The following is a 23,271-nucleotide window of genomic DNA, read 5'->3' as shown; positions in this document are numbered from 1 at the left end:
TGCTATGAAAGTAACTTCGTAATACATTATATTTTGAAAGCGTTTATTTTATGAAAATTCACTGTGAAGGAGAAGGGTAGCATGCTATCTAACAGAAAAATTCCGGCGTTTTCTTATTTCTTTATTTCCCTGCTCCTGTTGGGCGTAATTACAGGCTGCGGCAGCCCTGTACAAGAAGCAGCTACCACGACCGCATCCGAAGAAAAAAGATCCATTACACTGGCCACAACGACCAGCACTCAAGACTCAGGTCTATTGGATTCCCTTCTTCCGGCATTCGAGCAAAAATCCGGTATTCAGGTCAAGGTAGTCGCCGTAGGTACAGGACAAGCGATTCAATTAGGGAAGGACGGCAACGCCGACGTTCTCCTCGTTCATGCCAGACCTTCGGAGGATGAATTTGTAGCCTCGGGCTTCGGCATCAATGCTTATGATGTAATGGTGAACCAGTTTCTGATTGTCGGACCCCGAGACGACCCTGCGGGCATTAAAGGAATGGCGACGGCGCCCGAGGCGTTTAAAACGATAGCCGAGAAAAAAGCGGCCTTCATCTCTCGCGGAGATGATTCGGGAACCCACAAAAAGGAGCTGTCCATCTGGGAAGCCGCAGGTCTCAAGCCTGAAGGACCATGGTATTTGTCGGCCGGCCAAGGCATGGGGGCGACGCTCCAAATGGCGGATGAAAAGAATGCTTATACACTGACGGATGAAGCGACTTACTTGTCCCGCAAAGGAGATCTTGATCTTGTCGTTTTGAAGGAAGGAGATGCTTCCCTTCTCAATCCTTATGGCGTGATCCAGGTCAAATCTACCGAAAAAGCCAAGGAGGCGGAACAGTTCATTCAATTTTTGACAGGCGATGAAGGCCAAAAGATCATTGAAGAGTTCGGGAAGGCCGAGTATGGGAAAGGATTGTTTGTCCCCGGCGCCAAAAAAAGATAAGAAAAAGGGAGTGTAGGGAATCTTTAGCTTACATGTTCTTGAAATTATAGGATTATCCATCCGGGTTTCCACCCTGGCCATCCTCATCGGGATGCTCATCGGCATCCCTTGCGGCGCTTTTCTGGGGCTTTATTCCTTTCCCGGAAAACGCTTGATTGTCATTCTGGTTTTTACGTTCATGGGACTTCCTCCTGTTCTTACCGGCGTGATTGTGTATTTCTTGCTGTCCAAATACGGCCTGCTCGGTTTTCTTCAGCTGCTGTTCACTCCGGAGGCGATGGTCATCGCACAGAGCATCCTGGTTGCTCCGATTATTACGGGGTTGACCATGTCTGCCGTTCAGGCGCGGGAAAGAACGTATTGGGAAACGGCCAAAAGCCTCGGAGCCTCCCCTTTCCAGCTGGTATGGACGATCCTCAGGGAAGCCCGAAGCGGAATAGGGTCGGGAATATCCACGGCCTACGGCCGTGCGATATCGGAAGTCGGCGCGGTCATGCTTGTCGGCGGGAACATCGAGCATGAGACCCGGGTGATGACCACGGCCATTATTCTGGAGACCCGCAAGGGGAGTTACGATGTCGCCTTGCAAATCGGTATGGTCCTTTTGCTGATCAGCTTTATTTTTAACAGCTTTCTCGTTGCAGGCGCGCTGCGGAACTTAAACGACAGGAGGGACCGGTCCCGATGAAGCCCATTGAAGTCGAGCATCTTACCGTTGCTGCCGGCGATCGGATGCTGTTGTCCATCCCCCATGCCGCCTTTGATGAAGGCGCCGTTTATGGCATTGTAGGTCCCAGCGGCGCAGGCAAGAGCACCTTTTTGCGCGTATTGAACTTTCTGGAGAAGCCTCAATCGGGCAGCTTATTTTTTTCCGGGCACCGGGTGGATTTAACTTCCCTTTCCCATTCGGGAGGGCTTCATTTGCAAAGGCAAATGGCGTTTGTCGCGCAAAAGCCCGTCATGTTTCAGACCACGGTTTTTGAGAATGTAGCGTTGGGGCTGAGCTATAGAGGCGTTCCCCGCAGCGAGAAAGCGCGGCTGGTCAAGGAAGCCTTGAGGCTGGTCGGTCTCGAAGCCGCGGAGGGACGTAAAGCGGCATCCCTGTCGGGGGGAGAAGCCCAGAGAATTGCACTGGCGCGGGCGCTTGTCCTGCAGCCCAAGCTCCTGCTTTTGGATGAGCCTACCTCCAATCTCGACCCGCCGAACGTATCGATCATTGAACAGATCATTACCCGGATTCGCCGGGAAAGCCCGATGACGATCCTCATGGTTACCCACCATTTGCAGCAGGCCAGACGCCTGTCCGACCGGTGCCTGTTCCTTTATCAGGGACGGATCGTGGAACAAAACGATACACAAGCCTTTTTTGAATCCCCCCAAAGCGAAGCCCTTCAGGATTTTATCAGCGGCAAAATGATCTATTAACCCTTGCAGGGGTAGAGGAGGTACCTATGGAACCAAATCAGAACGCCCGCTACTCGCGGCAAATGCTGTTTCCCCCCATCGGCCCGTCGGGACAAGAGAAGCTGTCGGGCAGCAGGGTGGCGATCGTCGGGCTGGGGGCGCTCGGCACGGTGCTGGCCAACCATATGGTTCGCGGCGGGGTCGGGTATTTGCGCTGCATCGACCGCGATTTCGTAGAGACCAGCAATCTTCAAAGACAAATGCTCTATGACGAAGAGGATGCCAGGAATCATATGCCGAAAGCCGTTGCCGCCGCGGACAAATTAAAAAAAATGAATTCGTCGGTTACCATTGAGCCCATCGTAGGGGACGTCCATGCCTATAATGCGGAAGAGCTGCTCAGCGACGTGGACATCATCCTGGACGGAACCGATAACTTTCAGATACGGTACCTGCTGAATGATGTCGCCGTCAAGCACCGCATTCCATGGGTTTATGGCGGTGCGGTAAGCTCCAGAGGCATGTTTGCGGCGATCCGGCCCTACGTCACTCCATGCTACCGCTGCCTGTTCCCCGATCCCCCTGCCGGCCGAGGGGAAACCTGCGATACGGTAGGCGTGATCGGACCTATCGTTCATATTGTTGCCTCTTATCAAGCGGCGGAAGCTTTAAAGCTTATGGTTGGCGCAGAGCATCACCTTAACCCTTACCTGGAGCAATTCGAGCTGTGGACGAACCGGCATATGCAGATGGATATTCGTCAGGGAAAGCACCCGGATTGCCCGGCCTGCGGCAAAGGGGAATTCGAGTTTCTCTATCCGGCTGCGGACAGCCTGGAGGTGTTTACGGCCTTATGCGGCAGAGATACGGTCCAGATCACCCCGAGAGGCGGACGATCGGTTAACCTGGAAGAAGAGGAGAACGTATTTCGCAGGATCGGGAAGGTCGAGCGGAATCCCTTCCTTCTGCGCTTTCACGTCGGCGATTATGCGCTGGTGCTGTTCAAAGACGGCCGGGTGCTGGTGCAGGGAACGCAGGACATTGACATCGCCAAATCGTTGTACGCCAAGTATATTAGCCATTAAAACAACAAGCCGGTGCGGGGATCCTTTTCCTTTCACCAGCTTGTTCATTTCCGTATATTACTTTTGGATCGTGAACCCATTCATTTGCAGATGAGCATGGAACATGTCGTTGACCGAAGGCAAATCTTTCTTTGCAGGCCGGGACTCCGCTTCCCAGACCTTTGATTTCTTCAGTGCTCTCGGACAGTGAATAAAGCACTCCTCCACCTCTACAATGACACCCAATTGAGGCACTTCACTCCATTGCATCGCTGTTAAAATGTCCTCATTGCGCGTGATCCTTGTCCGGCCATTAATCCTTAACACTTCCTCCAGGCCCGGTATGATGAAAAGCATACCTGCATATGGGTTCTCAAGCATATTCAACAAGGAGTCGACACGCCGGTTTCCCGGCCGTTCGGGATAGATCAGATGCCGGTCGTCTATGACTTTGACGAAGCCCGGTTCATCTCCGCGGGGCGATACATCGCACCTCCCCTCTTGATTGGCTGTGGACAGAAAGAAAAGCGGCGACATCGACACATAATTTCGAACATGAGAATCGATTTGTGCAATGCTTTTTTTAAGTACGGCTTCGTGAGGAGAGCCTACCAAATCCCTCAGCTCATCCGCACGGGTAACGATCCCTTGCGACCATAATTCATGAATCATCCGTATAAAACCTCCTTATCCGAAGAATCCCATGCTGCTTTTCTCTTACTATCCATGTTTTCTCGCGATTTGTCCATACTGATTCTTAACGTGAACAGGGATTCCCCCAAAAAACGAACGACTTCACTCCCGGGATACAGGAATGAAGTCGTTTTTTGGAATGGAGGCTTCGCCGGGAATCAGCTGCGTTTGTGCAGCGGGGCGGATGAATTGAATTCTCCGAGCTTAAAGGCATCCTTCAGCCAAACCGCGACCTCTTCAGACAAAGCATTCAGGATCACTTTGCCGGCGGCTGCATTGGCGCCGCCTGGTGTCCCGAAAACGCCGCTGGGGCTAATGGCCTGCACACCCTTGGTCTCGATGGCTTCCAACCATCCTGCTTCTCCTGCCGTATAGCCTGTGACGGCTTCAAACGCGCGTACACGGTGCTCTCCCATGACGTGAAGCGCCAGACTCGTCTCAATCGCGCCGGCATGACTGTCCGTAGACGCAAGCTTGAGCCCTGCCTTCACCCCGGCTTGAAACATGACATGCAGGAAACGCCTGAAATCGGTATAAGCGGCTACCTGCATTCCGGGCCATATACTGCTGCAACCGGCCGCATATTTGCCGAGAAACCGGAAATTCCCGCCATGGAAACTGAACAGACCGATACGGGTCAGCCCCATACGCCTCAATGCCGTGATGTATGCCTGAATTACGGCTCCGAGCGTTACGGGATCAAGGGTCACTGTGCCGGGAAAATCCGCGTGATGCTCCGATAGGCCGGCCATGATCGTGGGTGTTACAACGATGGGTTCTCTGCACCGTGCCGCAACCTCGGCCGCCAACACTTCAGCCAATGCCGAATCCGTCACCAGGGGCAAATGCGGCCCATGCTGCTCGAGCGCACCGATGGGGATCAGACCGACCGCGCCGCGGTCCTGCCCAACCGCCCTGGCCTCGGACGACGTCAAATATTTCAGCTCGACAAAACTCATAACAGCTGCGCTTCACCGGAGATTTCCTGATCCGCCATGCCAGAAGGTGGAAGAAACACATCATTGAACGTGATTTTGCCGGCTTTACGTTTCTCTTCAGCGTATGGACCGCGGTCGATCAGCTTCAGAGGAGCCCTCTTTTGATGAATTTCCCGCCTTTTCAGCCGAGTGGCTTCCTCGTCAACGACATACTCGGCGGTGAGTCCCTGCATGCGCTTATGAACCACCACACCGTAATCGCGCTCGGCGCTTTCGATGGAAACCAGCTGCCGCAGCACATCCATGCGTACGGCCTCCACATCCCGCTCCAGCGGGTCCCCCCAACCTCCGCCGCCAGGAGTTGTAACCCGGATGATATCGCCCGCTTTCACCGGGATTCCTTCCTGACAGAACTGGATCAGCCGTTCGTCAGCAGTACCGGGATTAATCCATGTTCCCCCGGGCTTGCCCGGCCCGCCGCCGTTAACGCCGTAACAACCGAACGCCGTGCGGTCGACATACGTAACGTAATACCCGTCGGCCAGCATACGAATGTCCTTCACGTAGCCCATCCCTCCGCGATATTTGCCGCATCCGCCTGAATCGGGATTGAGGGCAACCCGCTCGACAATAACAGGATAGCGCTGCTCGATAAATTCCGCCGGAAGGTTCTTGGCATCGTTCACCATGTCTACTGCATCGGTTCCATCCGCATAGGTCCGCGCTCCGGAGCCGCCGCCGAATACTTCGCGGTACAGCCAAGGCTTTCCTTCCTCGTCGTAACCGTAAACGCCATATACCTGAACGCAGTGCATATCCGCCGACACGTTTCCTCCAAAAGCCTGGGCAAGGGCCGCTCCATAAACGCCGAAGCCGCGGAACCAGCACTGCATACGGTTGATCACAGGCGCCGGATACTCCGACGTGAGCACGGTTCCAGGCGGCAGCTCGCAGCGGAATACTCTGGTCACGCCTTCGTTGATCACCGTCCCCGGTGCAAATCCGGCCAGGAACGAGCCTACCCATTTGGACAAAAAGCGTCCGTCGTTGGGCGAGTTCAGAGGACCTTCGGTTTGCGGATTCGTCCCCGTCCAATCCAGAATGATCTTCTCGGGGTCCTTGCGCAGGGTGACCATGAGCTTGACAGGATCGTCCAGGTTGATTCCATCGTTATCGAGGAAATCCTCCCCCGTAAACTCTCCATTGGGGAACATAGGCAGGATCACATCCCGTACCGCCTCCGCGCAGCGATCCATCAGCTTGTACATGGCGGCCTCGACGATATCGGCTCCAAGACGGTCGCAAAGCTGCTTTACTTGACGCTCAATGAGACGGCAGGCGCCGATGAAAGCATCCAGATCTCCGCGCATCGTATCCGGGAAGCGGGTATTGCGGAGCACAATCTTATAGATATCGTCCTGTAACCTGCCTTGGTTGTACAGTTTGACCGGAGGGATCTGGATCCCCTCTTCAAATATACTTGTGGAAGTGGTCGGCCAACTGCCTACCGACCGGCCGCCCACATCCTCGGTGTGACCAAAGATCAAGGAGAAAGCAATAAGACGACCGCTGTGAAAAATAGGGATGCACACACAGTAGTCGGGCAAATGCGTAATCGTACCATGGGAGTCGTAAGGATCATTGTAGAGAAATACGTCCCCCTCGTGAATCTCCTCAAGAGGAAAGTGGGCGCGTATAGGGTCCGCACTGGCTCCCCAGGAAACCGATGTTACATTATTGCAGTCTACGGTACAAATCGAAGCCCGATAATCGTGCTGCTCACGAATGATGGTTGAGCGCCCGGCAAGCTCAACAGCCGCTTCACCCTCATCTACCGCAGCCTCCAAACCGCCCTCCACGACGTCCAGAGTAATAGGATCCACTTGGGCCTTGAAGCGTTCAATGCGCGCCCATTCCTCTTCCGAACGGGGCCACTCCTGCTGCCGGAACGGCTTATACAATGGCGGCTGGTAAATGGACGCGTCGAAAATCAAAGGTTTGTCGTTTGACATATTAAGATCCTCCTTTAGCGTATCGTGTGAGGAGCAAGTGCCCGAACTCGTTTACCGTAACGTACCACCCGGGTTCCACAACGGTAGTGGTATCGTACTGTTCAATGACCGCCGGCCCGGCAAGCGGCTCCGGGATGGGTTCTGTGGGGCGTGCGTACACCGGACAATCCACGAAATCTGACGCCTCGTTTACATACATCGGCTGTATAGACTTCAGCAAGTCGCTCCACCGGAGCTCCGAGCTTTGCTTTGCATACTGGCGAGGTGGTGCGAGCAGCCCGAAGCCGGTTACTCCGATATTTACGATTTCGACCAGCGTCTTGTTCTCGTAGGAGTACCCGTACTGGTCTTCATGAGCAGCATGGAAGCTTTTGATGGTACCGGCAAGCGATCCGGCAATGGAACCGTCAGGAACAGGCAGGGGTACACGAATTTCAAACGCCTGTCCGACATATCGCATGTCGAGAAACGCCTGCAGACGAATGCCGCTGCTGTCAAACCCTTGACGGGCGAGATCCGCCGAGACCCGGTCGCGCAGCTGCAGGAACTCGTCGTTCAGCCGGTCCACATCGAGCGCGTCTTCGCGCTGCACATCGGTAATCACGTGATCCACACGCACATCCGAATAAAGCAGCCCGGCCGCAGCGGTGGCTCCAGGCGCCGTAGGGATCAGAATCCTGCTCATGTCCAGCGCATTCGCAACAGGGGAAGCCATGAGACCGCCTGCGCCGCCAAAGGCGAACAACGCATAATTGCGGGGATCGCGTCCACGGCGGACAGAGACGACGCGTATTCCTGCAGCAATGTTTTGCGTAGCGATCTCGAGAATGCCTGCGGCCGCTTTCTCGACGGAAAGCCCCAAGGGTTCGGCAATTTTGGCTTGTATGGCGTCATAGGCAGCCTGCCGATCCAATGGAATCGAGCCGCCAAGCAGGTAAGGCGGAATCCGGCCCAGCACCAGGTTCGCATCGGTAATTGTGGGCTCTTGGCCGCCCCTTCCATAGCACACAGGGCCCGGAAACGACCCCGCGCTCTGCGGTCCTACCCGCAGGGCTTTGCTGCCGCTCAGCCAGGCGATGGATCCGCCGCCCGCTCCCACGGTCGTCATATCGATCATTGGAGATTTGATGTCGTAGATATCGATCCTGCCTTCAGATAACAGACGGGGGATTCCGCCTTCAATCAAAGCCATATCCGTGCTGGTCCCACCCATATCCAGGGTCAGCACATCATGGATCCCGGCCGTGCCGGAAATGGCTGCGGCGGCGATGACGCCAGCCGCGGGCCCCGAGAGAGAAGCGGCAATAGGCCGTTTGATTAATTCATTGGCGGTGGCGACACCGCCACTGGATTTCATCACATATAGCGGGGCTTCTACTCCCGCCCCTTGTGCCCGATCGCCCAGCCGGTCAAGATAAGTGGAAAGAAGAGGCATTAAGCCGGTATTCAAGCACGTGGTCAGTGTCCGTTCATACTCGCGATATTCCCGGATGACATCAGCGGAAATGGATACAAAGCATTCGGGATATTCCTCTTGAATGATCTCCCGGGCACGTTCTTCATGAACAGGATTCTGATAGGAATGAAGGAAGGATACGGCAATCGCTTGAACGCCCAGATCACGGTATTCGCGTGCAGCCAATCGAATCTGCAGCTCGTCCAGCGGGCGCAGCTCCTCGCCTCGATAATTGAGCCGTCCCTCAACCTCGCGAACCAATTCCAACGGTACAACCCGGGGCGGTTTGATCCACCAGGTGATGGCGCCAAATTCTCCGGGCACGTTCTGGCGTGCAACCTCGAGCATATGACGGTACCCGTTCGTAACAATAAGTCCGAGGCGTGAATACTTTGCCTCCAATACGGCATTCGTGGCTACGGTGGTTCCGTGAAGCAGCATGGCAACGTCGGAAGCGGATGCGCCGATCTCTGCCAGAACACCTTCGATGCCGGCAAGGAAGGCGCGGGACGGATCATCGGGAATACTCGATGTCTTGAACACCTTCTCCTCACCAGTCACATCATTGAGAGCTACCACATCTGTAAACGTGCCGCCTGTGTCGATACCAATGCGCCAACTCATTCGGTCCTCCCCTTTCTGAATCTTCCTGATTGTGCATAACGCCACAAGGTTGAGATTCTACCTCATCTGCGTTTGCCTGAACCCAGTATAGCAGGGAGGTGACCTGCCGATCTGTTCATTAGTTACATATCCATCATTTTGCCGGTACGGCCCGATTGCGCCGCGTCCCGCTCACCCAATCTCGAAGGCCGCCAACCGCTCCAGCTCCGGCATATTCGTGATGAACAGAACGCCCTTCCGGAGATCGACCAATCCACGCGCGCGCAATCCGTTGAGCACCCGGGTCACCATCACTCTGGAGGTACCCGCCAAAGCGGAAAGCTCCTGATGGGTCATGGACAGCGCCCGCGTACCCTCGGGTTTGCGGGCAAGGATCTCCACCAAAATCCGGGCCAGCCGAACCTCGGAGGGATCGAAGGTCAGGGTCATCATCTGGTTGCTCAGCATCCATACCTTATGGGCTATCGATTGCATCAATGTGAAGGCGAAGTCCGGACGGATGCGAATAATTTTCTCCATGGTTTCCCTGGAAAATGCACTGACCTTGGTAGATTCTACGGCTTCTCCCGTGTACCAGTGATTAGCGTGCTGAAAGAACGGAACGTCCGCAAAAAACTGCCCGGGCTCCGCAAAGGCCAGCACTTTCTCCGTACCGTCCGGACGAACGATGGTAGCCCTTACATGGCCGGCATGCACATAGAAAAAATACTGTGCGGGTTCGCCTTGCCGGATGATAATGCTCCCTCGCGGGAAAAACCGGGGAGTTGCAAGTTCACTGACCTCGGACGGCAGCGATCCAAACGCGCGGGGATGAAACGCTTCTTGAACGACGTGCTGCATTTGCATTAGGTTACTCCTTTCCTATAGGGCATGATTAAGCTGTGAGAAATACGTTAATATCTGAATAATCAAAAAATTTTATCAAATAAAAGTCTATGATGCCCGGCATGATAATCTTATTAACGCGCTGATCATGAAATGTTGAATTTTGGACAATGCTTCACGGATCTTAAGCTTTGTCAGGAAAGGGTATTTGCAAGAGTGATGGAGAAGGAAATTGCGGTGCTTTTTGCTTTTGAGGTGAGACTGCACGTCGTACTGAAAATAGAACGATTCCTATAAAACGCTATGTATAGATAATAGCTTAATATTTGGGGAGGAACAAGAAAATTCTGTTACAACATATGCAACTTTACTTTCATCCTGGATTGAACCATTTCAAAAAAGTGATGGAAAATAAAAAGTATTTCCAACTTTGAGAAAGTCAGAAATACTTGTCCCAGATCATGAACCGCCTGCATAAAGAATCTTCCGATCTCTAACACTCCCTACTTCCACGTGGGGCTGCCCAAAATCCTCCCCCGTCCTTGAATCGCGCCGCCGCGGCTAACGTTTTGGCTGTGGACTGCAATGACTGCACCAGCAGCTTTCATAAATTTCGTGTCACGCCGACGTATCGACATCAAGCATGTCCAATAAAAAGATAAAGATCGGAATTCCCACGATCAGGCCCCATGTGCCCAGGTAATGCTCCGAAAAAATGAGAATAATAAACGTATAGAACATAGGAAGGTTCACTTTGGAAGACATCAGCTTCGGGTTCAGGAAATACCCTTCAAGAAAGTGAAGCACAGCAATCATAGATAACACATAGATGACCATCAGATAACCGCCTATCGCATATCCGATAATACTTAAAGGAATTAATGAAACTAAGAAACCTACTACGGGAACCAGACTAAGCAGGAAGATCATGATGGTTAGCGCAAAAAGGTAAGGATAGCCGAGAATCCATAGGCCGGTAACCGTAAAGATGGTATTGCATGTAGCAATAAGAAGTTGAGCCTCCAGCACTTTGCCAAAAGATAAAACGAATTTCTTCCCGAAATACTCAAGCTCTTCATATAACCAGGAAATTTTGCTGTTTTTCAATCTGGATGTAAAGGCGGCAATTCTGTTTTTTTCGAGGATAAAGACAAAGCTCAGCACGATCGCCAGTACGAACGTCGTCCCCCAATTGCTGATTTTAAGAATATATTCGAAGCCTTGTCTTACGTAGGATTGCAAATCCAGGTCTTTTATGGTTTTGTACACATATTGAGACAGCTCATCCTGAGGAACCGGCAAATGCGACAGCCCGATCAGAGTAGCTTTTAATTGTTTGATTTGAACATAAAGCTTCGGCAAATAATTAATGATACCGATGACGATGGTCGTAACTAAAATAAGATACAGCAATATGATAATGACCTTGCTGTTGACCGGGATGTATTTATTGATTTGCTTCGTTAAAAAATGCTGAAGACTGTTCATAATGTAGATGAATAAAAAGGTTAACAGAATGAGGTTCAGCATGTCCCTTATGCTAAACAACAGCAAACATATTACTAAGATGATCAGAAATCGTCTTACCGTCAGATTTAAAAAGAATCGCTTAATATTCTCCATCCATTCGTCTCCATTCACTAACCCTCGAGTTTGTCCTATTCCTCAGTCTACAACAATGAAAATAGTTAGGGCAATAAAATATACAATATTAACTTCATTTCATCGTTGCTTTATCATAATGAATAGATATGATTTACATATTGTAATTTTTCTAAACCCTGAATCCGTGATAGTTCTTCTGTGAAAAAGAAGAAAAAGAAAGGAAATCGCATCTCCGATGGTGAATTTTAAAGGAACCATGAATGATCCACTTTCACCTGCGAGGTGCTACATATGAGAATCCAATTCACCCAATCTAAGGAAATTCTGTTGACTACGCATGCTGGCCTGGCCACCGTCGGCGCCTTGCTTTCCCATACCCGATTGCCGCAGCGTCTCAATCGCTCCACCGTGAAAGGAATGGAGAACCCGATTCACAGTCATGGCGATGTCATGACCAGCTATCTTGGCTTGCTTTGCCAAGGCAAAAGCGACTTCGACCACATCGAACCTTTCCGAAAAGATCCCGTATTCCAAACCTGCCTCGGTGTCCGCAAGGTGCCGTCAAGCCCGACGCTCCGTCAGCGTCTGGATGCCGCAGCTCAAACGATGAATGCCAACTGGAACGAGATCCTGCTTCAAGAATCCGCCGATCTGATTCGAAACGTAAAAGCACCTGTAACCGGACTGACAGCAGGCGAGCATACGGTGATTCCGCTGGATATCGATGTCTCTCCGTTCGATAACTCCGGTACGAAAAAAGAGGGTGTTTCGTTGACCTACAAAGGCACGTTCGGCTACGCCCCCATTTTCGCCTACCTCGGACAGGAGGGGTATAGCGTGAATGTGCAGCTTCGGGAAGGCAGCACGCACAGTCAGAAGGATGGCGCTGATTTTCTGCGCGAAAGCATCCAGTATGCCCGGCGCATCACGAAAGAGCGCCTTCTCGTGCGGATGGATTCCGCTCACGACAGTCTGGAAAATCTGCAGGTGTGTCATGCTGAGCCAGAGGTCGATTATATCATCAAGGTCAATCTGCGCAATACATCCAAGGAAAGTTGGCTACGGATCGCCGAAGACAAGGGCATGGCCTGTGAGCAGCGCCCCGGCAAGACGGAATACATGGGCGTGATCGCCTTTCCCGAAAAAGGCTTCGATCAAGCCCTTCGTCAAGTGTTTCAAGTGATCGTACGGACGATCGACCGTGAAGGTCAGATGCTCCTGTTCCCGGAAATTGAAGTGAACGTCTATTGGACTTCTCTTACCTGCTCGCCGTGGCGTGTCATCGAGTTGTATCGCGATCACGGCACGAGCGAACAATTTCATAGTGAGCTGAAGACGGATCTGGATTTGGAGCGACTGCCCGCCGGCAAATTCGATACCAACGATCTGGTTTTGCACGCGGGGGTGTTCGCTTACAACCTGCTCCGCATCATGGGGCAGGAAAGCTTGCGCCAAGACGATGCTCCGATTCGGGGAGGCGTACAACGTCGCCGCATCCGCACCGTGATTCAAAACATCGTGTACATCGCGGCTAGAGTCAGCCGACACGCTCGTCAAACGATTTTCAATTTTGGGCGATACAGTCCCTGGTTTCAGACCGTACGACGAGTGTACCAAGCGTTTGCCTGAATCCATTTTTCGCCATCCAGACCAACCCAAACTGCTCTTCCCTGTTCCGGCCTTACCGTAAACAGCAAGGCTTATTGAGCATGCCTTGCTTGATGGATTCTGTCATTTGTAGATTTGTTTTCATCACGAATCTTTAGCTGATGGGGGGATTTCCGATTACTTTTTTCCATATACTGCCCTCTCTGGCGGAGTGGACTTAAGTTTGTCACGGATTCAGGTAAACCTAAATAACCCAAAATATGGAAAATATTGAACCTTTAGGTTTTTCGTTTTTTTTCAAAAAAACTTGTGTTAATAGACAATATTTTCCTTCCGGAAAAGAAAACAGGAAGCCGCAGCTTCCTGTCCATAATTTGTTCTATTCTATTACAAGACTGATGCCCGCAACCTTTTCATTACCCCTTGAACGAAAATGCCGGAAGCCCTTTAACCTGCGCGGCAACGCTGAATATTCCACCGGCCAACGGCTGATTATCCAACTCCCGTTCATGGAGTCCATGGCGGGCCGTCGTAATATACAGGACATCGAGATCCTTTCCACCGAAAGCGCATGACGTCACCTGAGAGGCTGGAACCCTTATTTCGTCAAGCTGCTTCCCGTTATCCGGATTCCAGCGGGTAACCCGATATCCGCCCCAATGGGCGATCCAAATCATGCCTTCCGCATCGATGGTCATTCCGTCGGGGAGCGCATGATCTAAGGTCAAATCAATCATCACCCTTTGCCGGCTCAGCGTTCCTGAGCTCATTTCGTAATCGAAGGCGACCACCTGCTTTGTCGGTGAATCGATGTAATACATGGTACGGCAATCCAGGCTCCAGACAATACCGTTGGAGATACCGATTCCCGTCAGCATCTTGCGGACGTTCAGATCCGTATCCAAACAATACAAGGCACCCGACCGCCCTGTTTCGTTCAAGTTCATGGTTCCTGCCCAGAATCTTCCGGCGGGGTCGCACTTACCGTCATTAAATCGATTCTCCGGCTGATTTTGTTCCGGATCCATGACAGGGGTCAGCACCTCCGTTTCCAAATCAAGCGAGTAAAACCCATTCTGCAAGGCCAGCATAACACCGCCCGCTTCTCTGGGCACAACGGTTCCAACGAATTGGCCAATGGGAATCGAACGGTCGGTATGGTGCTCCGGGTCGAACACATGCAGCGTTTTTCCCGTAATATCCACCCAGTAAAGCACCTGCTTTTCAGCATCCCATATCGCACCTTCACCAAGATCGGCTTTGGCATCCAATACAAGGCTGCATTCTGTCATGATAGTCCCTCCCCATACCCTTTTTTAACCATTCATCCGGCAGGCGGCATCGCGGCCTGCCGGATCAAGCCTTCCTTACAAATTAACCTGAAATAAAAGCTCCGGATTATCGAACAATTCTTTCAACACAAGAGCGCACGATCCGATAAGGTTGGCCTTCGGCCCCAGTTTGGAAAAAATGACCCGCACCCTTTCCTTCGGTACCGGCAGAGCTCTCTGCTGAATCTGCTTCTCAATTTCGGTGATCAGGCGTTCTCCCAAGTGAATTATTTCGCCATGGATAATGATCAGCTCCGGATTGATTGAATTGACAAGATTGGCGATACCGATCCCGAGATATTTGCCCAAATCCTCAATGGCCAGTTGGTATACGACGTCATCTCCCCGGCGGATCGCTTCCCCGATCAGTTCGAAGGTCAACTCGTCCCGCGTTTGCACCATGTCTTTCAGCAGTAACGTGCGCGATAAGTTTTCGTGAATTCTTGACATGAGGGAATTCGACGAAGCGTACATCTCCCAGCAGCCGTCATTTCCGCATCGGCACTTCAAGCCGTCCATTTGAATGGTCGTATGCCCAATTTCTCCAAAGCTGTCGTCTTTGCCCCTCATAATCCGGTTATCGATAATGATCCCCGCCCCGATGCCAACGTCCGTCATGAGGCTGACAAAGGTATCCACGTCTTGGCCTTCGCCAAACATTTTTTCGGCCAGCACCTGGTTGCGGCATTCGTTATCCACCCAAACCGGCAGATGAAAGGCCGAAGACAGGCTTTCTCCCAGTGAACAACCGTTTAACACTTCTAAATGGGTTGATGTCAGAATCGTTCCGGTGCTTGTCTCGACCAGTCCCGGGCAGCCTACTCCGATTCCTTTGACGGGAATCCCCAACTCCTTCGCCTTTAGAAGCAAAGCCCCCGCCAAATCCTTCACCTTGGCAAGCATCGTTTCCGTCGTATCCTTCGGGGTGATCGATACGCGAAGCTCGTGCAGAAGGTTTGCCGAAAGATCCATGAGCGCCGCCTTTATGGTATTCACGGTAAAATACAAGGCAAGAATGCCTCCGCCCCTGGCATGAAAGGCGATTAATTTGGGGCGCTTGCCTCCCTGGTCCGTGGAACTGCCCATTCCGCTCACTTTGATATATCCTTCCAAAATTAATTCTTCCACCAAAGCGGAAACCGTAGGGCGGCTCAGCCCCAATTCCTTGCTGATTTCCGGCTGGGTCGTTTCGCCCGAATTACGGACCCACTGCAAAATACTGAGTTTATTCGATTGTTTGATATCTGTTTTTCTTGAAATGATAAGCAAATTTCACGCAGCTCCTATCCAAATCTATATATAGTTTCACAAAATGCCGTACTTATTAAACGCCTCCACGATCCCCATCCCGTTTTCAAGGGCTTTTCTCATTTGGTTCTCTCCGCTCACTTTGTCCAAAGCCTTTGTTACCGTCTCATGGATGATCTCCTTGGGAACGACGACGACGCCGTCATGATCGCCGAAAATCAAATCCCCCGTACGGATGAGCACACCGCCGCATTGAACAGGTACGTTGCAGGCGATCACGTCGGTCCTGCCCTTGGAATCATACGGACTATAGCCACGGGCAAACACAGGAAACCCCATTTGTTTGATTTGCATACTGTCGCGGGTCAACCCGTCAATCACCGCTCCCCTCGATCCTTTGATTTTGGCAGCCGTACTGAGCAGCTCCCCCCAAAATCCGCTGCGGGTCGAACCGTTGGTCGCAGCAACAAGGACATCCCCTTCCTGCAGCGCATCGATCGCTTCAAGCTCCTTTTGATAAGGTGCGGACGGAATTTCGTAAACATCCGCAGCGAGCACGGTTAAAGCCCTGCCTGCAAATTTGGAAAAAGGAATCACCGGTCGTATATCATGAGTCATGCACTGCTGCCTGTAACCCATTTCGTCCAGAATATCCGCCAGGACCGCACTGGTTAAAGTTTCTTCCATTTGAGCATAGTTCAAAAAAATCCCGTTGTCCATTCGTATCCCCCATTTGTTCCGTTCATGGAAAAGGAGCGGATAGAACGTAAATATGCTTTCCAGCCGCTCTTCATTGATTATTGTTCCGCTATTTTTTGCAGATCGTCCAATGCCTGTTTGGGCGATTTTTGGCCAAGCAGCGACTGCTGCACCGCCTTGATGGTTTCCAAACGTATTTGAGTAAATTTAGGATCGTTTAACGGATAAAATTTAGCGATCGGCAGTTGGCTGATGAACTGTGCCGCCAACGGATCCTGCTTGGATAGACTTTCCCCGACACTCTTTGTCGCAGGCAGCATACCTTCATTTTTCATGAACTCTTCGTAACGTTGATCCTCATAGAGGAATTCGAGGAATTTGCCGACGGCCTCCTTGTTTTTGGTCGACTTGAACACCATCAGGAAATCCTGTACCCCCAGGTTGAAAGGCTGTTTGCCTGCATTGACCGGAATCGGCGCCACTCCGTATTTCAGATTCGGCGCATCCGCCTTCAGAATGGTCGGCAGGAAGTTGGCCGTAATCATCATCCCGACCTTCCCGGCTCCGAACACCTTTTGCAGCTCATCCCGGTTGATGGCGGTCGGCTCGGGGTTGGTCACTTTGTCATTACGCACAAGGTTGGTCAGATACTGTAGTCCCTCCACGTTTTCCGGAGAGTTCAGCACCCATTGATCGCCCTTTTTCCAATCTCCTCCATTCCCCCAAATGAAATAGGAGAAGTAGGCTTGCCCTTCGAAGGTCGTCATCGGTACGCCGAAGCCGTCGACTCCCGTTTGTTCTTTAATGGCTTTGGCCGTTTGCCTCAGTTCATCCCATGTTGCCGGGGGCTCTTTAATGCCTGCTTGTTCAAAGAGATCTTTGTTATAGTACAGACCGCGGATCGATGCGAGAAGCGGAAGGCCGTAGCTTTTGCCGTCCAGCTCACCCGCTTTGTAAAACGATTCGTAAAATTTGCTTTTCAGGTTTGGAGAAATCACTTCGTCCAACGGAAGAAGAAGATCATCAGCGGCAAATGCGGCATAATGGTTCAAGTTCAAAATGTCCGGCGTCTGTTGGGTGCTCACCATCGTATTTATTTTTTGCTCCAGAACGTCCCAACCGACAACCTGCAGGTTCACTTTGATATCCTGATTCGCTTGTTCAAATGCACTGACAACCTTTCTGAGAAAAGGCTCGGTCGCATTGCTGTATTGAGCGGCGATGAAGGTGATTTCTTTTTTCTCCCCGCTGCCGCCGCCGGAAGAAGATGGGCCCGGAGAGGGTGGCGGGCTTCCGTCTGTCGAATTGCCCCCGGTACATGCTCCCAATAGAGAGGACATCAGTAATAACAACGTAAAGAATACCGGCGCCCGTTTTAATGAATTCCTGTTGTTCACTTTGAATCCCTCCAAAAGTTACTTTTTGTGAAGCAAGCGTCTGCAAGAGCACGGTGGATCCGTTACGGGATGCTCTCACCCCCTTTAAGTCCGTTTAACAGGCCGATGGACTCCCGAACGATCAGCTCTCCGGCCTGCGGCGTGAGCTGACTGGTTCTTGCGGTTTTGATTTCATATCCTCCTTCTTCAAAAGCGCGTTCCGTAGGCACATATCCTATATAATCGTTCGCCATCCCCACAATCAGGGTATGGAGATAAGGGGACCGTTCTTTTATAGCCAGACCCAGTTCTGCAAAAAGCTCGCACGGCAGGCTCAGCAGCGCATGGTCTCCGATTTGAACCGCCTGAAGCTCCGTTTGCAGAAACTCGGCTTTATGTTGACTGAGGATCAATATTTCTTTGGCATAAGCTTCATCCGGCACGCCGTCAAGCAGAGAGGGAATGCCCCATCCTGCATTTTCCAGAAGCTGCAGGGCGTGCCGGACCTGTTCCTCCGTAATCCTTCTTCTCGGGAGTAAAACCGGTTTCGAAACGCTTTTCAACCGGAGCGCAGCCGAATACTTCAATGTCGGCAGAACATCGAGCACCCGACCCGCCAACCGGCTTCCGATGCGCTCCGCCTCCCCAAAATCGCGCGCCTGCCCCGGATTGGATATATCGATATGATTGATATCCCCTTCGGCGCCGTTCGCAAAGAGCACAACCGTATCCCGGCCGAACCGGTGCTCCAAGCGTTCGGTCAAGCTGTGCACATAGTCCCTCGATATCAACCCATCCTTACCGACCAGTACAGCGGTATGAAGCGTAAAATGAACCAAGATCGAGCGGATGGCCCGCCGTTCGTCCGCAACCGAAATCACGAATACATCCGGGTCGATCGGCCCGGCCGCAGATTTCACCTGGGAGGGATCCAGCCCTTCCCAGTTCATGCGCAGCGTTCCGTCCTGCATCATGATGCGCCGGTTAAAGCTAAGCGCGTCTTCATATCCTTTGCCGATACCGACCGCCGCTTCCCAGACGTTGTCCGTGCATAGGACGGCCCCTTCGATCACTTTGCGGGTCAGTTCTTCAATATACGTGATGACGAGCGGATCGTATTCGTCCTTGAAGGCTTCCATCACATCAGGCCCGGAATGAGTATGTGTGGCGAACAGGATGATGCTCTCGGGCAGGATTCCCGTTCTTTCGCGGATGCCTTCCTTAATAAGCTTTCCGAACGATGCGAAAATGCCGATCAAATCCAGTCCGATGAACAACAAAGCATGCTTTCCGTCGTTCAAATACAGGAAATTGGCATATAAAGGATCATGTACGCCCTTGGACCGGTTATCCTGACGAATGTTTCCGCCGATAGGAGTACCGGTTTGCGGCGTGATATCGATCTTGCAGCAGCCCGCTTTCACCGTTCGATCACCTCGCCTGTCGGTAAGATTTTCTCCACGCCTCTGTCGGTTTCATAGATAACAACCTTTAATTCCTTGCTGATCTTATCCCCTGCGCGTATTTTCTTCGCCGTTCCGTTGCGGATCGCTTCATTAAGGCCGTCTTCCCCGATCGACGGACGGCTGGTGAAAGGTTCGATGACGACCGTATAAGCGTTACCGTACCACGGATAGCCCTTCGTTCCGCCAAACTCCTGCCAAATCCACAGATGGGGAAAATCGTCCACAGGCCACGCCATCCCTATGCCCAGATTCATGCGGCGGTTGGTCAGGGCATACCAGCCCTCCTTATAGGCCGTCGCATAAAACATATCCGTAGTTTCGGCGCCGATGCCTCCAATTTTACGCAAATCCGCCGGTTTTCCATGTACATCGACAGCGTACGGCCAGTCAAAGCGGTTGCCGTGCGGCAGGCGGTTTGATGGCTCCGCTTTGTCCGAGGTAATAATCGTGCAATCCGGAAGCTCGAGAATGCAGTCCTCGCTTAAGAAAGGAGCTCCATAGCTGGGATGATGACCCCACATGAAGTCAAGCTCCGTCCTGCCGTAATTATGGATCGTCTCACGAAATTGGATGACCGGCCGGCCCGCTTCCAGGCGGATTCTTTTCTCCAGAATAAAGGGCGTTCTTAATGTTTTGGTCGTGAGGAGCACCTCTACTGCCTCCGGCTCGTCGACGAGAACGGCAAACTCCCACGGACATGTCGCCACCTCGCCATGAAAGCCAAGATGGGCGCCCTGGTAATAGGAAGGTCCGCTGGCCGAAGGAAACAGCTCCTGCCAGCCTCCGTGATAATAATCCGTAAAAATGCCCTGGGGATTCTGCATGGAAGCGGGGATAGGCGGATGCCTCAGCCCGATCGGGGATCGCCACATGAAATCGACATCCTTGGGCTTATACAATAATTCGAAAATGTCCGATCCCTTATCGAGCAATATCGACATCCGGATCAATTCGTTCTGCAGCACCAGCGTTCTCATGCCTTTGTAGGTCCCGTAAGGATCGATGCGGCATCCGTAATGGGCTTCCCTCATTTGTTTTTTCCCCTTGCTTCAACCGGAATCACGGTTTCCACCTTTCCGTTTCGGATACCGATCAATTCATCCGCCAGGTTTACCGTCGGGCAAACATGGTTGGGAATGATCTCCAGACGGCCGCCAATGGAGACAGGAAAATCATGTGCGGTAAGCATGACCCCATGTTCCTCGGAAAGCCGGTCAATCCGGACTTGCGGAGCCGAACGAATGCATCCGTATCCCTCCGTATAAGCCCCTTTATCCGAGGAGAGGGTTTTGGAGCCCGCATCGATGACCGCACGGTCTTCCGAAGGTCTGCTGACTACCGTTGTATGGATGGTCAAGGCGCAATCGACAATCCCGGCGAGCCCTAGCGAGACCATCGTCGCGTCGTTGAAAACGTAGGTGCCCGGCCTGATTTCTGTAATGCCTTCAACCTCCTTGCAGTGAAACGATGTCGGCGTCGAACCCACGCTGATCTCCGGAATATCCAGCCCGAGCTTTTCCTCAATAAGCCGTTTGGTTTCCGCCAGCAGCGCTCCTTCCAGTCGGCTGATACGAATCCGTTCTTCCTGAGAATCCGCCTTGTAGGAGTGGCCCGCATGGGTCATTAGCCCGGTTATGCGAACAAATGGCAGCTTGGCGATATCCCTGGCGAGCTGAAGCGTTTCTTTCCCCGGCTGTCTTCCGCAGCGCTGCAGCCCCGTATCCACATCAATGTATAAGGACATGGTTTTGCCGAGCCGGCGGCCAACCTCGGAAATCCCGCGCGCCGCTTCCACACTGTCCAAAGCTACGGTTACCTCGGCATGAGCGGCCAGCTTCTCCAGCCGCCGAAGCTTCTGCTCTCCGACGATCGGATAGGCGATCAGAATGTCGGTAATCCCGTGCTTTCGCATCACTTCGGCCTCCCCGATTTTGGCCACGGTAATGCCGAACGCTCCATACTGCAGCTGCTTCAAGGCGATCCAGGGGCTTTTATGGGTTTTTACATGCGGCCGAAGACGCACTCCCGCTTCCTCCGCTCTTAAAGCCATCCGCTTCATATTTCTTTCCATGATGTCCAAATCCACGACCAGCGCCGGGGTGTCTATGGATTCGATTCCTAAAGCTGCTTCACTTTCCATCAATGCTTCACTCCTCCTGCCGTAAGTCCGCTAATTAAATACTTCTCGATGCTGAGAAAAAGAATAACGACCGGCACGATCGCTACCAGCGAGGTGGCGAACACATACTGCCATTGGACGTCATACATGCCGAAGAAAGCGTAAATTCCGACGGTCAGCGGCTTCGACGTTTCCGTCGAAATGAAGGTCAACGCGACGGCGAACTCATTCCATGCGGCAATGAAAACAAAAATGACGGTGGTCATGATCCCCGGAACGGCCAAGGGCAGCGTAATCCTGCGCAGGGCCTGCCATTTCGTACAACCGTCCAGCCAGGCGGCCTGTTCAAGCTCATACGGGATCGTCGAGAAATAACCGCTGAGTATCCACACCGCAAACGCCTGATTGAAGGCGGCATTGGTGAGAACAAGTCCCCAGACCGAATCCATCAGACCTAGCCAATGCATTTCGCGGAACAAGCCGACAAGCAGCACGATCGGCGAGAACATCTGCGTTATCATAATCAGATACAAATACATTTGTTTCCCTTTAAATTTCATCCGTGCCAGCACGTAAGCGGCCGGAATTGCACAGATCAACGCCAAAGCCGTGGCGCCGCCCGCAATCACGACGGTGTTCAGCAAATAATCGGCCAACGGCACCATATGCCAAATATCCGCAAAGTTGGAAAATGTCCAGTTGACCGGAAAGAAGGTCGGGGGATAGACCTCGGCCTTGCTTTTTAATGAAACGATCAGCATGATCAGGTAAGGAAAAACCATGACAGCAAAGAGAACATAAGCGAACATGGAAAGGAATGCATTTTGAATTCTCATTGACCTTGGCACGGCTATTCCCTCCTCAAGGCAATGGTCGTGTAAATAATGGAAAACAACAATAGAAGAAGAAAACTGATCACGGATACGGCGGCGGCTTCACCCATCTTATGAGCGGCAAAGGCCAGCTTGTACAGATAGGTAATGATGGTATCCGTCTGATGGACAGGATCCCCTTTGGTCATCGACCAGATGATAGGGAACGAATTGAAAACATAGATGGTGTTGAGCACCGTACTGATGGTCAGAGGCTGTCTTAAAAGCGGCAGGGTGACATGATAAAACTGGCTCCAGGCGTTTGCGCCGTCCACACTGGCGGATTCGTACAATTCGGCGGAGATCGACTGCAGGCCGGAGAGGAGCACAAAGCTCGTAAAAGGAATCGTCACGAATATCCCCACTCCGATCATCGCAGGAAAAGAAGTCGACGGCGAAGCCAGCCAGAAGATATTTTCATTAATCAGGTTGAGCTTAAGCAGAATCAAATTCAAGGCACCGTAGTTGTAATCGAGAATCCATTTCCAAATCACGGAGGTAATAATCAAGGATACCGCCCATGGGATAATCAGGGCGGCACGCACCCATCGCCGCCCGGGAAAATCCCTGTTCAGCAGCTGTGCGATTCCCAGTGACAGCACGGTGCTGATGCCGACTACGCTAACCGTCCAGATCAGCGTGTTTTTTAAAACCGTCAAAAATACGGCGTCGCTCAGGACGTTGGAGAAATTGCGAAATCCGATATATCCTTTCTTCACTCCGGATAAGCTGATTTGGGACACGGAAGCGGAAAATAGCTCGTAAATCGGGAAAACGGTAATGAATACGATGAGGCTGATACTCGGAAGCAGCCAGAGATACGGCGTTGTTTTCCCGATGATCCGGCTGCTGCGGCGAATTTTTTGTTCTTTCTTCTTTATTCCTGATCCGACCGTACCTTTTTCAATTTCCATGGCTCACCCCAATTCCATATGACCTTTGTATCCACTATTCCAACGGTATAACGATTTGCCCGGATGCATCAGATT

The 23,271-nt window shown here is 52.0% G+C and carries 20 protein-coding genes; 5 read left to right on the top strand and 15 right to left on the bottom strand.

The features are described from left to right. Window positions 1-81 precede the first annotated feature (81 nt). From EXW96_RS07480 to EXW96_RS07465, 4 genes are read left to right on the top strand one after another with little or no spacing between them, the layout of a single operon-like run. Window positions 82-942, top strand: coding sequence for an ABC transporter substrate-binding protein (locus EXW96_RS07480; RefSeq protein ID WP_174350253.1), 861 nt, complete (start codon window positions 82-84; stop codon window positions 940-942). Window positions 943-961: 19 nt separating this feature from the next. Then, entirely contained in the window at window positions 962-1,630 is a 669-nt protein-coding gene (locus tag EXW96_RS07475) for an ABC transporter permease (protein ID WP_309225056.1), read from the top strand. Further along, the gene (locus tag EXW96_RS07470) at window positions 1,627-2,367 is read left to right on the top strand and encodes an ATP-binding cassette domain-containing protein (RefSeq protein WP_174350251.1); all 741 of its coding nucleotides are present in this window, start codon (window positions 1,627-1,629) and stop codon (window positions 2,365-2,367) included. The genes EXW96_RS07475 and EXW96_RS07470 overlap by 4 nt, the downstream gene beginning before the upstream one ends. Before the next feature lie 26 nt (window positions 2,368-2,393). Next, entirely contained in the window at window positions 2,394-3,431 is a 1,038-nt protein-coding gene (locus EXW96_RS07465) for a ThiF family adenylyltransferase (RefSeq protein ID WP_174350250.1), read from the top strand. Between the two features lie 57 nt (window positions 3,432-3,488). Here the strand turns inward: EXW96_RS07465 and EXW96_RS07460 are convergent, their stop codons facing one another. The 6 genes from EXW96_RS07460 to EXW96_RS07435 all read right to left on the bottom strand — a co-directional run bounded on the left by EXW96_RS07460 (window position 3,489) and on the right by EXW96_RS07435 (window position 11,581). Next, on the bottom strand, window positions 3,489-4,082 hold the full coding sequence (locus EXW96_RS07460; protein ID WP_054817880.1) for an MSMEG_1061 family FMN-dependent PPOX-type flavoprotein: 594 nt from the start codon (window positions 4,080-4,082) through the stop codon (window positions 3,489-3,491). Between the two features lie 179 nt (window positions 4,083-4,261). After that, a complete protein-coding gene (locus EXW96_RS07455; RefSeq protein WP_174350249.1) occupies window positions 4,262-5,062 on the bottom strand; it encodes a creatininase family protein in 801 nt (266 codons plus the stop codon). After that, the gene (locus EXW96_RS07450) at window positions 5,059-7,053 is read right to left on the bottom strand and encodes a hydantoinase B/oxoprolinase family protein (RefSeq protein ID WP_174350248.1); all 1,995 of its coding nucleotides are present in this window, start codon (window positions 7,051-7,053) and stop codon (window positions 5,059-5,061) included. Before EXW96_RS07450 ends, EXW96_RS07455 begins: the two co-directional genes overlap by 4 nt. A gap of 1 nt (window position 7,054) precedes the next feature. Further along, window positions 7,055-9,133: a hydantoinase/oxoprolinase family protein gene (locus EXW96_RS07445; protein WP_174350247.1), complete on the bottom strand. Its 2,079-nt coding sequence runs from the start codon at window positions 9,131-9,133 to the stop codon at window positions 7,055-7,057. A 171-nt stretch (window positions 9,134-9,304) separates the two neighbouring features. Next, window positions 9,305-9,979, bottom strand: coding sequence for a Crp/Fnr family transcriptional regulator (locus EXW96_RS07440; RefSeq protein ID WP_174350246.1), 675 nt, complete (start codon window positions 9,977-9,979; stop codon window positions 9,305-9,307). Window positions 9,980-10,576: 597 nt separating this feature from the next. Further along, on the bottom strand, window positions 10,577-11,581 hold the full coding sequence (locus tag EXW96_RS07435) for an AI-2E family transporter (RefSeq protein WP_062409078.1): 1,005 nt from the start codon (window positions 11,579-11,581) through the stop codon (window positions 10,577-10,579). 273 nt (window positions 11,582-11,854) lie between these two features. Here EXW96_RS07435 and EXW96_RS07430 point away from each other — a divergent pair, with 273 nt between their 5' ends. After that, window positions 11,855-13,192, top strand: a complete 1,338-nt coding sequence (locus EXW96_RS07430) for an IS1380 family transposase (RefSeq protein ID WP_027093557.1) — start codon at window positions 11,855-11,857, stop codon at window positions 13,190-13,192. Between the two features lie 395 nt (window positions 13,193-13,587). Here the strand turns inward: EXW96_RS07430 and EXW96_RS07425 are convergent, their stop codons facing one another. From EXW96_RS07425 to EXW96_RS07385, 9 genes are all read right to left on the bottom strand, one after another. Continuing rightward, on the bottom strand, window positions 13,588-14,463 hold the full coding sequence (locus EXW96_RS07425; protein ID WP_174350245.1) for an SMP-30/gluconolactonase/LRE family protein: 876 nt from the start codon (window positions 14,461-14,463) through the stop codon (window positions 13,588-13,590). Window positions 14,464-14,538: 75 nt separating this feature from the next. Continuing rightward, entirely contained in the window at window positions 14,539-15,771 is a 1,233-nt protein-coding gene (locus EXW96_RS07420) for an ROK family transcriptional regulator (RefSeq protein WP_174350244.1), read from the bottom strand. Window positions 15,772-15,807: 36 nt separating this feature from the next. Continuing rightward, complete coding sequence (locus EXW96_RS07415; RefSeq protein WP_174350243.1) at window positions 15,808-16,470, bottom strand: RraA family protein; 663 nt, start codon at window positions 16,468-16,470, stop codon at window positions 15,808-15,810. 77 nt (window positions 16,471-16,547) lie between these two features. Next, complete coding sequence (locus tag EXW96_RS07410; protein WP_174350242.1) at window positions 16,548-17,846, bottom strand: ABC transporter substrate-binding protein; 1,299 nt, start codon at window positions 17,844-17,846, stop codon at window positions 16,548-16,550. 62 nt (window positions 17,847-17,908) lie between these two features. Further along, the gene (locus EXW96_RS07405) at window positions 17,909-19,249 is read right to left on the bottom strand and encodes a hypothetical protein (protein ID WP_174350241.1); all 1,341 of its coding nucleotides are present in this window, start codon (window positions 19,247-19,249) and stop codon (window positions 17,909-17,911) included. After that, window positions 19,246-20,322: a DUF4432 family protein gene (locus EXW96_RS07400; RefSeq protein WP_062409084.1), complete on the bottom strand. Its 1,077-nt coding sequence runs from the start codon at window positions 20,320-20,322 to the stop codon at window positions 19,246-19,248. Before EXW96_RS07400 ends, EXW96_RS07405 begins: the two co-directional genes overlap by 4 nt. After that, window positions 20,319-21,431 (bottom strand): D-TA family PLP-dependent enzyme, encoded by a 1,113-nt coding sequence (locus EXW96_RS07395; RefSeq protein WP_174350240.1) that lies wholly within the window; start codon window positions 21,429-21,431, stop codon window positions 20,319-20,321. Before EXW96_RS07395 ends, EXW96_RS07400 begins: the two co-directional genes overlap by 4 nt. After that, complete coding sequence (locus EXW96_RS07390) at window positions 21,431-22,258, bottom strand: carbohydrate ABC transporter permease (protein ID WP_309225039.1); 828 nt, start codon at window positions 22,256-22,258, stop codon at window positions 21,431-21,433. Before EXW96_RS07390 ends, EXW96_RS07395 begins: the two co-directional genes overlap by 1 nt. Window positions 22,259-22,260: 2 nt before the next feature. Beyond that, window positions 22,261-23,196: a carbohydrate ABC transporter permease gene (locus tag EXW96_RS07385; RefSeq protein WP_082660795.1), complete on the bottom strand. Its 936-nt coding sequence runs from the start codon at window positions 23,194-23,196 to the stop codon at window positions 22,261-22,263. Window positions 23,197-23,271 lie beyond the last annotated feature (75 nt).

Source organism: Paenibacillus sp. JMULE4 (genome assembly GCF_013337105.1).
In the GTDB taxonomy this organism is placed as follows: domain Bacteria; phylum Bacillota; class Bacilli; order Paenibacillales; family NBRC-103111; genus Paenibacillus_G; species Paenibacillus_G naphthalenovorans.
This window is presented reverse-complemented; position numbering and strand designations above follow the sequence as displayed.

Excerpts from the sequence above, each read along its gene's own strand:
- EXW96_RS07440 (WP_174350246.1), bottom strand. The coding sequence starts at position 9,979 with ATGCAAATGCAGCACGTCGTTCAAGAAGCGTTTCATCCCCGCGCGTTT.
- EXW96_RS07395 (WP_174350240.1), bottom strand. The coding sequence starts at position 21,431 with ATGGAAAGTGAAGCAGCTTTAGGAATCGAATCCATAGACACCCCGGCG.
- EXW96_RS07480 (WP_174350253.1), top strand. The coding sequence starts at position 82 with ATGCTATCTAACAGAAAAATTCCGGCGTTTTCTTATTTCTTTATTTCC.
- EXW96_RS07385 (WP_082660795.1), bottom strand. The coding sequence starts at position 23,196 with ATGGAAATTGAAAAAGGTACGGTCGGATCAGGAATAAAGAAGAAAGAA.
- EXW96_RS07415 (WP_174350243.1), bottom strand. The coding sequence starts at position 16,470 with ATGGACAACGGGATTTTTTTGAACTATGCTCAAATGGAAGAAACTTTA.
- EXW96_RS07400 (WP_062409084.1), bottom strand. The coding sequence starts at position 20,322 with ATGAGGGAAGCCCATTACGGATGCCGCATCGATCCTTACGGGACCTAC.
- EXW96_RS07450 (WP_174350248.1), bottom strand. The coding sequence starts at position 7,053 with ATGTCAAACGACAAACCTTTGATTTTCGACGCGTCCATTTACCAGCCG.
- EXW96_RS07445 (WP_174350247.1), bottom strand. The coding sequence starts at position 9,133 with ATGAGTTGGCGCATTGGTATCGACACAGGCGGCACGTTTACAGATGTG.
- EXW96_RS07465 (WP_174350250.1), top strand. The coding sequence starts at position 2,394 with ATGGAACCAAATCAGAACGCCCGCTACTCGCGGCAAATGCTGTTTCCC.
- EXW96_RS07425 (WP_174350245.1), bottom strand. The coding sequence starts at position 14,463 with ATGACAGAATGCAGCCTTGTATTGGATGCCAAAGCCGATCTTGGTGAA.
- EXW96_RS07470 (WP_174350251.1), top strand. The coding sequence starts at position 1,627 with ATGAAGCCCATTGAAGTCGAGCATCTTACCGTTGCTGCCGGCGATCGG.
- EXW96_RS07455 (WP_174350249.1), bottom strand. The coding sequence starts at position 5,062 with ATGAGTTTTGTCGAGCTGAAATATTTGACGTCGTCCGAGGCCAGGGCG.
- EXW96_RS07460 (WP_054817880.1), bottom strand. The coding sequence starts at position 4,082 with ATGATTCATGAATTATGGTCGCAAGGGATCGTTACCCGTGCGGATGAG.
- EXW96_RS07435 (WP_062409078.1), bottom strand. The coding sequence starts at position 11,581 with ATGGAGAATATTAAGCGATTCTTTTTAAATCTGACGGTAAGACGATTT.
- EXW96_RS07430 (WP_027093557.1), top strand. The coding sequence starts at position 11,855 with ATGAGAATCCAATTCACCCAATCTAAGGAAATTCTGTTGACTACGCAT.